The 14,341-nt window shown below is 46.5% G+C and carries 11 protein-coding genes and 1 riboswitch; of the genes, 4 read left to right on the top strand and 7 right to left on the bottom strand.

What is annotated here, in order from left to right; translation table 11 throughout:
• The first annotated feature begins 321 nt into the window (after positions 1-321).
• Positions 322-1,848, top strand: a complete 1,527-nt coding sequence (locus tag JSY36_RS06895) for an FAD-dependent oxidoreductase (RefSeq protein WP_122899803.1) — start codon at positions 322-324, stop codon at positions 1,846-1,848.
• A gap of 242 nt (positions 1,849-2,090) precedes the next feature.
• On the opposite strand, the gene JSY36_RS06890 is transcribed toward JSY36_RS06895, so the two are convergent.
• Complete coding sequence (locus JSY36_RS06890) at positions 2,091-3,365, bottom strand: SH3 domain-containing protein (RefSeq protein WP_205165825.1); 1,275 nt, start codon at positions 3,363-3,365, stop codon at positions 2,091-2,093.
• Positions 3,366-3,614: 249 nt separating this feature from the next.
• Entirely contained in the window at positions 3,615-4,313 is a 699-nt protein-coding gene (locus JSY36_RS06885) for a tryptophan 2,3-dioxygenase family protein (protein WP_205165824.1), read from the bottom strand.
• 495 nt (positions 4,314-4,808) lie between these two features.
• On the opposite strand from JSY36_RS06885, the gene JSY36_RS06880 reads away from it, so the two are divergent.
• Positions 4,809-5,711: a hypothetical protein gene (locus tag JSY36_RS06880; RefSeq protein ID WP_122899810.1), complete on the top strand. Its 903-nt coding sequence runs from the start codon at positions 4,809-4,811 to the stop codon at positions 5,709-5,711.
• A 63-nt stretch (positions 5,712-5,774) separates the two neighbouring features.
• Here the strand turns inward: JSY36_RS06880 and JSY36_RS06875 are convergent, their stop codons facing one another.
• The 5 genes from JSY36_RS06875 to JSY36_RS06855 form a co-directional block, all read right to left on the bottom strand.
• Positions 5,775-5,942: a Fur-regulated basic protein FbpA gene (locus JSY36_RS06875; RefSeq protein WP_122899812.1), complete on the bottom strand. Its 168-nt coding sequence runs from the start codon at positions 5,940-5,942 to the stop codon at positions 5,775-5,777.
• Between the two features lie 81 nt (positions 5,943-6,023).
• Positions 6,024-6,134, bottom strand: a riboswitch (SAM riboswitch).
• 114 nt (positions 6,135-6,248) lie between these two features.
• On the bottom strand, positions 6,249-7,277 hold the full coding sequence (moaA, locus tag JSY36_RS06870; protein ID WP_205165823.1) for a GTP 3',8-cyclase MoaA: 1,029 nt from the start codon (positions 7,275-7,277) through the stop codon (positions 6,249-6,251).
• Between the two features lie 409 nt (positions 7,278-7,686).
• Positions 7,687-8,472, bottom strand: coding sequence for a formate dehydrogenase accessory sulfurtransferase FdhD (gene fdhD, locus JSY36_RS06865; RefSeq protein ID WP_205165822.1), 786 nt, complete (start codon positions 8,470-8,472; stop codon positions 7,687-7,689).
• A gap of 18 nt (positions 8,473-8,490) precedes the next feature.
• Positions 8,491-10,842 carry an FdhF/YdeP family oxidoreductase gene (locus JSY36_RS06860; protein WP_205165821.1) on the bottom strand — a complete coding sequence of 784 codons (2,352 nt, stop codon included), beginning with the start codon at positions 10,840-10,842 and terminating at the stop codon, positions 8,491-8,493.
• A 493-nt stretch (positions 10,843-11,335) separates the two neighbouring features.
• On the bottom strand, positions 11,336-11,983 hold the full coding sequence (locus tag JSY36_RS06855; RefSeq protein ID WP_205165820.1) for a hypothetical protein: 648 nt from the start codon (positions 11,981-11,983) through the stop codon (positions 11,336-11,338).
• A gap of 106 nt (positions 11,984-12,089) precedes the next feature.
• Between JSY36_RS06855 and JSY36_RS06850 the strand changes: the two genes are divergently transcribed.
• A complete protein-coding gene (locus JSY36_RS06850) occupies positions 12,090-12,821 on the top strand; it encodes a MerR family transcriptional regulator (protein ID WP_205165819.1) in 732 nt (243 codons plus the stop codon).
• A 124-nt stretch (positions 12,822-12,945) separates the two neighbouring features.
• A complete protein-coding gene (locus JSY36_RS06845; protein WP_205165818.1) occupies positions 12,946-14,250 on the top strand; it encodes a mechanosensitive ion channel in 1,305 nt (434 codons plus the stop codon).
• Positions 14,251-14,341: the final 91 nt, after the last annotated feature.

Raw genomic sequence — 14,341 nt, 5'->3', positions numbered from 1 at the left:
GCCTATTTTTATTTTATCGGTTTTACCGTCTCCGTGGCCCCCGCTCACCTCAGCATAAGATGGCCGGTTATGGAAATACATGTTTTAAATAGATTGGGAAAAGTTATGTGTGTATAGAAGGCACTGAAAAAGTTTGACCTTTAACTTTTTCAGTGCCTTCTAAGCAATGAGCGGAGCGGTTGCATGTTTTAAAAGCCTGTTATGAGTGGGTTTCTCGTAACAGGCGAGCAACCGATGGAGCCATTGCCACTTTAATAAAAGCCACTGAGAAAGTTGGTTTTCACTTTTTCAGTGGCTTCGTATACAAGAGGAGGCTGAACAATTATGAGCGAACACATGCCGAGATACCCGGAGCCGTTCTGGCGGAAGGAAAGTGAAACCACTGAGTACCCTGCACTTACCGATAATACAGACTGTGACGTTGCGGTCGTCGGTGGAGGGATTGCAGGAATTACAACTGCATACCTGCTGCAAAAAGAAGGAAAGAATGTCGTGTTAATTGATGCTGGAAAGCTCATTAACGGAACAACCGGTCATACTACAGCTAAAATCACGTCTCAGCACGGGCTGTTTTATGACGAGCTGATCAACCATTTTGGTAAAGAGAAAGCACGTCATTACTATGATGCCAACCAGGAAGGACTCGAGTTTATTGAAGAGCTGGTTAATGAGCTTTCCATAGACTGTGATTTCAGTCATGAAGATGCATTCGTATTTACACAGGACCCGGATGAAATTTTTAAGATAAAAAAAGAAGATGAAGCCTACCAGCAGCTTGATATTAACGGTGGCCTGATCGATGAAAAAACCTTGCCATTCTACACCAGAGCGGCGATTGTGATGCGTGACCAGGCCCAGTTTCACCCTGTGAAATACCTTAACGCCCTGACAGATGCGTTTATTAAAGCAGGAGGAACGGTTTACGAAAACACAACGGCCAGTGATGTCAAAACCGGTGACCGTCCTGCTGTGATCACGAGAGAAGGGCATGAAATCACGTGCGATCATGTGGTGGCTGCTTCTCACTTCCCTTTCTATGACGGAATGGGCTTTTACTTCGCCCGGATGCACGCAGAAAGGTCATATTCTCTTGCCGTGAAAACATCCAAACCAATTACTTCAGGCATGTATATTAATGCGGAGGATCCCAAGCGTTCGATTCGCTGCACACCGGCAGAAGACGGGTATTTGATGATTATCGGAGGCGAGAAGCATAAAACCGGTCAGGGCATCGATACGTCGAAGCATTACGACGCACTTGCAGCCTACAGCCGCGAAATGTTTCCCGATGCTGAAATCCTTTACCGCTGGGCAACTCACGACCTTATCACGATGGACAAACTGCCGTATATCGGCCACATCACCGAACGTCATAAAAACATTTTTGTTGCAACCGGCTTTCACAAGTGGGGTATGACGAACGGAACCATTGCAGCAAAAATCATCCGGGACGGCATTTTGGAAAAAGAAAACACGTACCGGGAATTGTTCACTCCCCATCGGATGAAAGCCGATCCGGGTATTAAGGAGTTCGTAAAAGAGAATGCAAACGTAGCTAAGTATTTTGTGAAAGGAAAAGCGGAGATGGTCCGCAGAAAACCGGAGGATCTGGCGAGTGATGAAGGCGGTGTTGTCACCGTAAAAGGCAAGCGTGCAGGAGCCTATAAAGATCCGGACGGCCTCCTCCATGCAGTGGATACAACTTGTACCCATATGGGATGTGAATGTGAATGGAACGACGGCGACCGAACGTGGGACTGCCCTTGCCACGGCTCAAGGTTCAATGTTCAAGGAGAGGTTATAGAAGGCCCTGCAGACAAGCCGTTAAGGAAGCTTGATTTGGAGTAAGCACGTCTATCTTCCGATAACGATAAGAGGGCGTCTGAAAAGGTAGAATACCCTTTTCAGACGCCCTTTAAATTAGTAACTGTGTCAAAATTTTGTTGAATTAAAGTGTAATTGGAGCGAATGTGCGACACTACTGCGGGAAAAGTGTGTTCCGGGGAGACCCCGCAGGCGCAGCACGCCGAGGAGGCTCCCGAACTGCCCGCGGAAAGTGCAATGAGCGGCAATCAAGATAAAACTCATTACTAGTAACCCGCCAGTTCACTCTCACTGCCTGCAATAATAATATAGGCATTGTCACCCAGCTCCTGCATAAGCATTCTCATCTGTGCTTCCGGAACCGACACACAGCCAAGGGTCGGAGTGCCGTTTGAGATGTGAAGGAATATCGCACTCCCTTTACCGCTTACCGGATTATGCGTATTGTAGTTGATTACCATGGCGTACTTATACTGATCCCTGTATTTGATCAGGTGTTCGTCGTGGGCATGAGAAGATTCCCGCTCCTGCCACGTATTGTATTCAGGATCATTCACATTGGAAATCCAGTAAGAGTTGTCTGTAATCTGCCTGAACGATTTCTTCGTTCCGGGATTTTCGGTTCCAAAGGCAAATCCTAAACGGTAAGCGCCAGTCGGTGCTTTCCGGTCTCCCTCAACCTTGTTTGCACTCACACCGTTGCTTCCTACAAATCCGTTTGTCGACATCTCCTTGTTCCAGGTGCCTCCGGACTTTTTCCAGTACTCCACCTTCGCACTTCCTCCACCGGTGCTCACAACAGTGAGAATCTGATCTGTATTGGAAGCTGTTTTCGTTCTGGCGACAGCCGGCAGCTCCTCTTTCTTTTCTTCTGTTTTGGTTTCTTCTGATGAACTGGACGGTTCCTCTTTCTCCTGCTCCTCACTACTCTCTGAAGTTGATGAGGCTGCCGGTGAAGATGTGCTGCCCGGGGAACTCACAGCTGCCTTCACTTCCACCTTCTCCTCTCCCAGGAAACTCCCGCTTACAAACCCTTCCTGACCCTGAAACTCAAACCTGAACCAGCCATTTGATGTCTTGCCGTCGACTTTTACAGGTTCATTCTGTTTTATCTGTCCGATCACGCCGTAGCTTGTTCCCCCTCCTGACCTCACATTGATGGAAGGAGCAGTTATGTAGTACGTTCCACTGGCGTCTGTGACCTCCTGCTGTTCAGGAGCTGTTTCCGCCGGAACCTCATCTTCTGCCTGTGCAACCTCTTTCGTCTGTGGTTTCTCATCTTCCACCGGCTCTTCTGCCCTGTCGGCTGGTTGTTCCAGCTCCTCTTCTATTGTGAGAGTCTCTTCTTTTCTGTACATACCAAGATCACGCTCCCTCTTCGGCTGAATGTTGCGATATCCTTCTGCAATAACGATGCTGTCGTCACTTTCATTGAAGTCTGTTTCTTCCTGTGCCTCTCCACTTTCTTCTGCTCCTAAGCCGCATCCTGTTAAAACAATAATAATCATCACTGTTACGATTAAAGACAACCTCTTTTTCAACGGAAATTTCCTCCACACTCGTTATTTTTTCAGACTATTCAGCATTATTATAACATGGAAAACAATGTAAAAAAGAGGTTGACTCAAAAGGTCGTTTATTCCCTTTTAAGTCAACCTCGAAGTAATGAGTGGAGCCGCTTTCCTCTTTAAGAAAGCCCGGCAGGAGTGGATTTCCCCCTGTCAGGCCAGCAGCGTGCGGAGACATTCCAATCTGCCTGGACCTTTTGAGACACATTCTTCTTAATCCAGTCAGCCTTTCTTTTCTCCAAGAGGGCGTGGGTTATAGCTCGAGCCTGTAAGGTCAGTAAGGTCACTGATGGCCTGCCAGAGTTCAGGGTAAAATTCAAATTTCGCCCCTCTTTCAAGCATCTGCGCCGGTACTCCTTTCAGGCTCTTTGTATTTAATCCGATCATCCGGCGTACAAGCTGGATGTGCTGATGTCTGAACGACTGAAAGCATTCGTCAAAACGGGTAAGCCCCTGCATGAGCTGAAACAGCTCAAAACGGTCTTTTGCATTTTCGTGGAGGTCAACCACACTGACGGACTCCGCCTCAAGTAATGCTTTAAACGGCTCCCAGAGAGTCGGGCCCAGTTTCAGAATTTCATTGAAGCCGGGGGAGTCCTGTCCACTCCCTCTTCCAAGAGCAAGGCGAATTGTATGGTAATCCCTCGGACTGATAACCTTGACCATATCAAAAACAGGAGGCAGATGCTCCAAATGCATCGTGACCCTCTGCAATTTCTCTGTTGCCTTTGTAAGTTCCGCTTTTCCCATGTGACTGTCAGCCTGATGAATGTATTGGATAATCAGTTTAAAGTGAAGCTCGGAAATCTGATGAATAACTTGAAAGGTTAATTCTTCGTCACAGCTTGCAGTATCCTCTGAGACTTGTAAATTTAAAAGTTCATCTGTCCGGATATACTTCTCGTAATCTGTTTTTCCCATTTGTAATCCCTCCAATTTTTCGCAGAGCAGCCAAAATGTAAGCGCATACACTTCCAATTACTCATTCTACTAGAGATTTGTCCACCAGGCTACTTAAAATTTCGAAATTTCCGACTTGCAAATTATAGAAGATTTATCGTTATAAAGATGGGATTGGGTATTTTTTTGCTAGCCTATAGGTCATTTTTTCCTCTATTGCTATTGGCATCTGCGCCTTTTCACGTAAAATTTACGGTGCACCACTTTTACCATTTACGCTGTTCACATAAAGTTTGTTGCTTTCAGTCTTTTCTCTTTATCACAGTAAAGCAGAACAAACCTGCACCCTTTGCTTTTCGCGGTGGTGCCGGCAACTCCTCAAGCTTAAGCTCTGTGAGGTCTTGCCTGGCCCTCACAACCGCAGGAATCTCGGGCACTCCGCCTTCATTACCTTTTGCAGGAAAAGCAACAAACTATCCAAAACAGCCTTTATTTAACCGCTGGGAGAGAAAAACAATGAAACGAAGTACAGCATTAGTAACTACAGGATTGCTTAGCGCAGCAGTACTCACTGCCTGTTCCGGCACAGAATCAGAGTCGGCAGGAGAGAATGTAAACGAACCGAATGACGGGATCCATGACGAAAAGGAGCCATCCGATGTTGCAGAAGATGAAGATGTGGAAGAAGTTCACGAAACAGAGAATGAACAGGATGAACCAATAGACGAAGAACCCTCTGAAGAAAATACGGCAGATGAGATTGAAGAGCTGGAGGAAATTAAAGAAAACGAAGAGAATGAGGAAACCGCTGCAGTCGAAGAGCACGATCAGGACACTGCAAAGGAGATTGCAGAAGAAAGCGAAACCCTACAGGAAGCTCCCGCCTATACTCTGATTGATCAGGAGACCATAGATCAATTTGATTTTAATCTTGAGGAGAGAGAAGCGGAATTCGGCCTCACGGTGCTTGTCCCTTCTTTTCTCCCACATAACTTTAATGAGGATAACGCTATGCTGATCCTGGGATCAGGCCATCACTCCTCCTTTCTCAGCGTAAATGAGGCAACGGCAGAAGATTACCTGGAGGATTTCGACCTTGAAACAGAAAAGGAAAAGCATATGGAAAAAGAGCAGGAGAAATCAGCCCAAAAGCTCGACGTTGTTGACGTAGAGCTGGAAGACTACCCTCCCCTTGCCGAAACCTTTGATTATTACCTCGTCACGTCCGGATACATAGAAGGAAACGACCTCCCCGTGCCGAACCAGTTTCTAAACACTGATACGGCCTTTCATACGCTGGTAAGAGTGGAAAAAGACCGTCGGATCATCTTCACATTTAATTACGAACTGGAAAAAGAAACGGACGCTCTCATAGCCGAGTTCCTCCAGATAGCACAAAGCATCGAAATAAATGAGTAAAGCAAAGAACCCCGGAGGCAGAAGCCTTTGAGGTTCTTTTTTTCAGGCGTTTTCACGCCCTCTTCATACTTCCTGATGACGGGTCGCCACATGGGCATATTCAGCTTCAAGCTCGCGAAGTGTCAGGTGATACAGCTGATGGCCGCCTATTTTAAATACACCTTTGTTAAGTAGTTTTTCAATCAATTCCTGGCGGCGGCTTTCAAGGTATTCCTCTGCGTTCTTACTCACAATCCCTTCCTCCTTGTTTCAGGGAAAAAGAAACCCCTCTTCCAACGTAAGGTAAGAAGAGGGGTTTAATCCATGTTCCCCTTCTTATTTTCCGGTCTGCACTGAGCAGCCAGCAGGATTTAGCACGGTATTGAAGTTCAATCCGCTGCCGAGGCTTCCAAGGGCCAGTCCCTCCACCTCTCTTAATAAGAAGATTACGCGTTGTTAAACAGGTTTGACCTGTCGTCTCCTGCTTAAACAACAGCTTTATGAAATTTTCTCCAACATTAATTTCGAGTATACCGATTGACATTTCAATCGTCAAGGTTACCCGCCAATATAGGACATTTCAATCTTCGGTCCGGCCTGTCTTTCTTTTACAGATGCTTTGGTACGCTCATCTGAATAGCGGTCATGCCGGTGTTTCCACACATCTGAGAGAAAGGAATAAAGGGCTTCATCATCACCCTCGGACCTGAGTTTTTCACGAAGATCTGTTCCTTTTTGGGCAAATAAACAAGTAAACAGCTTTCCGTCTGCACTTAATCTTGCTCTTGTACAGCTGGAGCAGAAGGAGTCCGACACAGAGGAGATTACACCGACTTCCCCGTCACCGTCCATGTAACGGAAGCGGTCTGCTACTTCTCCGTAGTAGTTCGCTTTAACAGGTTCTACCGGGTAAGACTCGCACAGCTTGCGGATGATTTCTTTTTTGGATACCACACTGCTGTAGTCCCAGCCGTTTGTATTGCCTACATCCATAAATTCGATAAACCGCACAATCACTCCGGTCCCTTTAAAAAAGCGGGCCATGGGGATAATCTGTGATTCGTTTGCCTCTTTTTTTACAACCATATTCACTTTAACCGGAAGCCCCGCCTCCTGTGCATGACGGATTCCTTTCAGCACCGGCGCCACCGGGACATTTCTCCCGTTCATCTGTTTAAAGACACGGTCTTCAATGGCATCAAGACTTACGTTAATCCGGTCAAGCCCTGCTTCTTTGAGCTTTTCTGCCTGCTTTGTTAAAAAAACACCGTTTGTTGTTAAGGCAATATCGTTGATTCCTTCGATTCTTTTAAGCTCTTTTACGAGGAAGTGGAGATCTTTCCTCAGGAGGGGTTCTCCTCCGGTAATACGGATTTTTTCAACACCCATCTTTGCAAACTGGGCTGCAAGTCTTGTAATCTCTTCAAAAGAAAGAAGCTCGTCTATTTTCAGAAAGGGAAAGTCCGGTCCGAACACGTCTGCCGGCATGCAGTATGAACACCTGAAGTTGCACTGATCGGTTACTGAAATTCTTAAATCTTTCAATGGCCGAAACAAGGAGTCGTATACTTTTGATCGTTTTTGCATGAGGAACACTCCTTTCCCTTAATGATTAACCTCTGTTAGTGTTGATTTCCGCTCCTTTGAGCTCCCTTTCGCGGGCGGTTCGGGAGACTCCTCGTGCTTCGCGCTGTGGGGTTTCCCGGGAACTCGCTCCTCCCGCAGGAGTGTCGCGCAATCGCTCAAATCAACACTTTTTTATAAAACAACAATGACCTTTAACACACTCACCCATGATATTTAAATTCGCACCAAGTCGCATGATAATTGGCATGCTGCCGGTTTCTGCAAGCTTATCTTTCTCCTCTGACTTTCAACGCATGTGCGTAGTTGATGCGTCACTCCTGCGAAAGCCCCAGTCCGGGGAAAGGAAGCGTATTTCGTTCAACTGCAACCTTCGCAGAAAGTCTCCCTGGTTTTATTTTCAGTCTTACTCTTACCCTTCAATTCGCTCAGGGTGTGAATAAACATTGAACCGCCCGCCCCTGACAAACCCGACTGCCGTGATGCCGAGATCCTCTGCAAGATCAATGGCAAGTGACGTCGGGGCTGATTTCGAAATGAGAATACCTGCTCCGATCTTTGACACTTTGAGGAGCACTTCCGAAGAAATCCGTCCGCTGAAGGCAATGACTTTGTCTTTTAAGGTTATCCGGTTGGCAAGACAGTGACCGTAGATCTTGTCCAGGGCGTTATGCCGGCCGATGTCTGAACGGGAAAGCAGAATATCTTCCGTCGTACATAAAGCGGTATTGTGAAGGCCTCCGGTTTTTTGAAAGTCTGACGAACCTTCCTGCATTTTTTTCATCAGGCTGATAACCTGCTCCGGAGTTATTGTTGTTTTTGTCGTAACGGTTTTTGCTGTTTGTACGTCGTTGTGAAAATAAAACTGGCGGCTCTTTCCGCAGCACGAGCCGATCACCCTTTTCGTCACAAAATCAGCGGAGGAGATTTTTTTATTTTTAAGGGTCACATAAGCATAGCCTTTGCCTGTGTCTACGGTGAGAGACTCAATGTCCTCAGGTAAACGGATGAGCCCTTCAGAAGCGAGAAAGCCTGTGACGAGTTCCTCCATATGGGAAGGGGTACAGACCATCGTGGCAAACTCCTCGTTGTTAACACGTACTGTAAGAGCTGTTTCTGTTGCTATCGTATCACGGAGGTTTACCAGTCTGCCATTTTCATATTTTACGATCGCCCGCTCGTGCATGATCTCGCCCATAATCGGTTACGCTCCTTTTCAGCTCAGTTCAGTTTCCAGCTCTTCAATGCGTCGTTCTACGTATTTCGTATCCTTTTTCGCATGAAAGGTTTCAGCCTTTTCCACGACTACAGCCGTATTGTATTCCGGTATACCAGCGTATTGTTCATATACCCCTTTTGGAATCAGCACATTCCCCTCCGGCCAGTAAACCTGGATGTTGCCTTGTTTTGTATCATCTACTTTTGCACGCCCGTGATAAACACCGTATTTGTTGTAGGCCACGATCGCTTCCCCTTCTTTGATTCCCAGCTCTTCACAGTCCTTGGCATGAAGGAGAATATCATATCTGCCGGCGTTGTTGTTGGGGTCTTTTTCACTGTAGATCATGGAATTAAACTGCTTTCCACGTCGGGTCGTCACATAGAAATGTCCTTCCGGCTTTCGAAGTTCGGGAAGAACGATCGGAAGCAGGTTTCCTCTTCCATCCTCCGTCGGACACACGCCTCCCTCCAAAAGCCATGCTCCCCCCCACTGAAACACATCCCCTTTTTTATGAAGGTGCTGAATTCCGTCGTACATCGGGTGGGATTTTGCAATTTCGTTTCTGATCTCCTGGGCGTTTTTAAAATCAATAAGTTCACTTTTATATGGCTTGACCCGTTTAGCAAGGTCCACGTAAATTTCCCACTCAGAGCGGGCTTCTTCAATGCGGTGCCCTTTAATTTCAGGAGAAAAATAAACCATTCGCTCCGTTGATGTCGACGTTCCGCCGCCTGCCTGTTCATAGCGTGTGGCTGCAGGAAGAACGATGACCTCCTCTTTTGCATCGACGAGAGTTGAGGTGTTTAAAATGATATCCTGGTGAATACGAATGTCAACGTTTTGGAGGCACTTCTCCACAAAGGCAGGGTCGGGCATCGTCTCCAGGAAATTGCCCCCTGACGTATAAAAGACTTTGAGTTTTCGTTCGTGATCTTCAGGAAGAACAGCGTTTTCGAGAGTAACGCCTACGATATCCCCCTGCCAGTCCGGTATTTCAAACCGCCATAGCTTCTGGACGCGCTTCCGGTTTTTTTCGTCAAAGTCTCCGCCGGGAAGGACAAATGGATCAGCCCCCATCTCACCGGACCCCTGTACCCCGGAGTGACCCCGTATCGGCATGACTCCGCAATGCTTCCGTCCGAGAAACCCCCTGAGCATGGCAAGGTTCGCCACCTGGGAAATGTTGTCGGTACCAAAGCGGTGCTGGGTAAGACCCATAGACCAGACAAAGACCCCGCTTTTTGATTTGGCTAAAAGCTGTGCAAACTCAAGCATGCGTTCTTTTGTAAGGCCTGAAGATTTCTCGAGGACACTCCAGTCCTGTTTTTCCACATGGCCTTTAAGGTCGTTGAATCCATTCGTGTGTTCATTAATAAACCTGCGGTCAATGGCTGAGCCGGGGTTTTTCTGCTCCATCTCAAACCAATGCTTCATTACGCCGTTCATAAAGGCGATATCCCCGCCGATATTAACCTGATAAACGTCATCGGCAAGCTTTGTACCGAACAAAGCACTGTCCGGGATCGACGGGATCCAGTACTGATCCATTGACGGCTCCCGGTACGGGTTAATCATAATGATTTTTGTCCCTTTTCGTTTTGCCGCGTACATGTATTTTGTTGATACCGGCTGGTTATTGGATGCGACCGATCCCCAGAATACAAGAACGTCCGTCCCGATCCAGTCCTGGTAATTACAGCTCGATGCCCCGATCCCGAGGGAACGTTTGAGGGCTGTTTTACTCGGGGAATGACAGATCCGGGAAGCATTGTCAATGTTGTTCGTCCCTAGAAAACGGGCGACTTTTCCGGCTGCATAATACGATTCATTCGTAATCCCCCGTGCAGTCAGAAAAAACGCCAGCTGTTTCGGGTTAATCGTTTTAATTTTTCCGGCTACACGGTCGAGAGCCTCATCCCAGCTGATTCTCGTAAACTTCTTTTCCCCCGGTTTTCTTGAAAGGGGATAAGGGATACGACCCAGCTGTCTCAATTCGGAACTGTTCATTTTCTTTAATTCATCTATATCCTGAAACAAAATATCGTCTTTAATGGCCGGCATCGTGTTTAAGCGCAGAACGTTAAGCCTGGTCGTACAGATGTGAGGTCCGGACAGGGTCTGGTCATATAAACCAGCCACACCGAGAGCGCATCCGTCACACACTCCCTGGGTTAAAATCCGCGTCGCGTAAGGCAGGTTATCCTTGTTATCCCAGACAACCTTGGCCGTATCACGGATATGCTTTGGCTTTACTTTCCCAAGTCCAAAGGGAACCATGCTTACCCAATGCTTCGGATCCGGTGTCTTCGGCAGCTTCATCGGTCCCTGATGTTTCGTTTTCCCCATACCAATCACCCTTCTCTCTTATTCTCACGCACTTTGAAAACGCATACACCAAGTATAACACCGGGGTCTGTCCCCGCACAATTTTGTGTGAAATTATGGGATGGACAGTCAGGAATAAGAAAGTGAGTATGAGCTGTTATGTAGAAGGAATTTCATTTTGTGTAGAGAAAGCTTCCGCTTGTTCAGAAAAAACTTTTAATAGAAGGCTCTGTTAAAGTCAGGTGTTGATTTACGCTTACGCTCAATGCACTCTACGCGGGGGAGCCGGTGAGCCTGCAGGTGGTTATGCCTGCTTCTTCCTCTGCCAGTAATGCTTCTCAGCTTTAAGCGTCGAAGCAACTCGCAGCTGATTCGTGGTGAAACCGCTCGTTGCTCCCGCAGGAGTGTCGCACATTCGCCGCAATCAACATTTTTAATAACTCAACAATGCTCTTTAACTTTAATAAAAAGCCAATAAAAAACACCTCCCTTGAAGGGATGGTGTCCAGGTACCTTATTTGCTTTTTTCAGGAAAGACCACATAACTGAGGGTAATGACTGTATCGACGATAAGAATGATTCCCCATACCAGAGCAACCTGGTTAATCGCCGCTTCACTGAACAGCCCATAACTTTCCGGTGCATCCATCCACCTGGATATTCCTTCCTGAGTCAATGTTTCTGCCACGGTCACAGAAGAGCTCGGAAACACTAGAAAAAACACCGCTTGGACTGTGACGAACAGTCCACCATGCATTGCCCACTCTTTCAGCGTCCGATGAACCTGAGCCTTACCGTACCTCTTTTCCTCATAGGCTTCCCGCTCTTCGGAGGTCACAAGATCTGTCCTTGCAAAACGATCAATCTGCGTCCGCAGCCAAAAGTCGAGTTTTTTAAAATCACTTCTGCCAAACGTGATGGCGTACATCACAAATATAAAAATGACGACTTGGAACATGGATAACTCTCCTGTGTGGCGATACACAAGAAAAGCCACGACTACATCAAACAAATTTGCTGCTACAAAAACATACAGGCTGATCCTGGCATACCTCGGTGATCCTGCCACATAGCGAAACACAACAAATGCAGCAACTGACAAGACGGCAATGACTTCTGTAGCAATAAACAACTCCCATTGATAGTGAATAATTGTGTCCATTACACCCTCCAAAAAGGTTTTTCCAGAGTTTTCTTGAATACCTGTTAATCATAGTCCCTCACGTTACGTCAGGGGCAACAATAACTTTATCCGCGGGGTGTTATTTTTGTTTAAAGTAAGTGAAGTAGCCAAAAAGACAGGTCTGTCTGTTCGCACATTGCATCATTACGAAGAGATCGGCCTGCTTCCTCCAAGCATGAAAAATGAGCATGGGCACAGGCTTTACGGAGAGGATAAGCTGTTTATTCTCCAGCAGATTGCCGTCTGGAAAGATCTCGGTTTCTCATTAAAGCAAATCGGGCAGTTGCTGGACCTGAAAAACCCTGAACAGGCTGTTGAAGAACAGCTGAGTCAGCTCGAACGTGAGGAAGCCAGAATCCGGGAAATGAAACAGCAGCTTACCAGCTTAAAGAACATCATTGCAATAGAGCAGAAACTGGACTGGGACATTCTGTTTTCACTTATTTCCGAAAGCTCCACTGCTGAAAAACACAGGGCTGAATATGTTGATATGCTAAGCCATCTCCCGGCACTGGGAGGTAAGGATGATATCAGCCGGGAGTGGGTGGGAATTCTCCAGGCGTTCAACAGTCATTTTAAAAGCCAAACCCCTTACGACGACCCATCCCTTCAAAAGCTGTGCAAAATGATCATTGATAAATCTGCCGAACTGTTTGAAGGAGATGAACAAAAACAACAGGAATTCTGGAAAATACGTAAATCACCGGAAAAATCAGCCCGTCTGAATCTTTACCCAATTGCCCCTCCCCTTCTTGAATATATACAGGAAGCAATCACCGCCTTCGAACGGGGTCTGTCCCCGCACAATTTTGTGTGAAATTGTGGTATAAGGAGGGCCGTTGGTACCAACATTAACCAAAACCATGAAAAAGTGATTAATTCTTGTTTAGATACTCCATTTACAGGATATTGGTCTATATTCTGCATTAGGAGTGATTGTATTGAATAATGTATCGAACAGTTTTGAATCTGCACTGGCCTCGCTGGTTCAGGCGATCCCAAATGTCATTGTTGCACTGCTCTTATTATTACTCGCATACATAGTAGCGAGCCTGGTACGAGGTGTTATCGTTAAAGGATTCGGTAAACTCGGTGCCCCGCGCGGTTTGGTTAAATCACGCGTCGTAACATCCGAAGAACAGGGAAGAGACGTCTTAAGGTCCATCGGAAATGTATTCTTTTTCCTCATTTTCATCCTCTTCCTCCCGAGTATCCTGGATGCATTGAACATGCAGTCAGTGGCACAGCCAATTACAAATATGGTCGAGCAGTTCCTTGCCTTCCTTCCTAATATCTTTGCCGCTGTCGTGATCCTCGTTATCGGTTTCTATATTGCAAGGCTCGTACGAAATCTTGTTCACAACCTTTTATTGAGTTTAAATATTGATCACTGGTTTAACCGCCTCGGTCATACCCAAACCAGAACTGCCGCACCGGCTGATTCCGCTGCACCTGCAGCCCCTGGTGAAAAGCCGGCTGCACAGAACAAGCTCACACTTGCTAAAATTCTCTCCAACATTGTGTTCGTTGTCATCATGATCCCAATCGTAACTGTGGCTCTTGAAACATTAAACATTCAGACTATTTCAGAGCCCATTACATCAGTGCTGAACACTGTACTCACGATGATTCCAAATATTTTTGTGGCAATTATTCTTGTGATTGCAGGTTACTACCTTGCTAAGTTCATCTCAGATCTGCTTATCAGCCTCCTGCAGCGTACAGGAATTAACACGGTTTATGATTTCATCGGTATTGAACGCGGAGACAGCAAACGCTTTGACCTTGCCAACATCATTGGACAAGTTGTTAAAGTACTGATTATTGTCTTCTTTACAGTTGAGGCCTTAAATGTCCTTCAGCTTTACGTACTCAATCAGATCGGTAATGCCGTTATTCTTTACCTGCCTATGGTTGTCAGTGCTTTACTTATTCTGGGGCTTGCAATCGCTGGGGGAACACTGCTGCAAGGCGTGATCAGACGCTACACCAACAGTCCGTTCTCAGCTGCACTTGTAAAGTACATTGTCATCATCTTCGCAGTGTTTATGGCTCTTGATCAGCTCGGATTCGCTACAACCATCGTCAACATCGGCTTCCTGCTCATTCTTGGCGGTCTAAGCATCGCATTTGCCATCTCCTTTGGTATCGGCGGACGTGACTTTGCCAAACGTAACCTGGACCGTTTTGAAAGAAAAATTCAGCGTGATTCCAACGATCCAACAGACGGACCACCATCTATTTAAACGATCATAAAAAGCTGTGCCGGTTTTCTCCGGTACAGCTTTTTTTAATTCAGCCTTTGTTACATGAAGTCGGTCCTTGAAAGTTCACCTT

The sequence above is a fragment of the Alteribacter salitolerans genome (assembly GCF_016901055.1).
GTDB lineage: Bacteria > Bacillota > Bacilli > Bacillales > Salisediminibacteriaceae > Alteribacter > Alteribacter keqinensis.
This window is presented reverse-complemented; position numbering and strand designations above follow the sequence as displayed.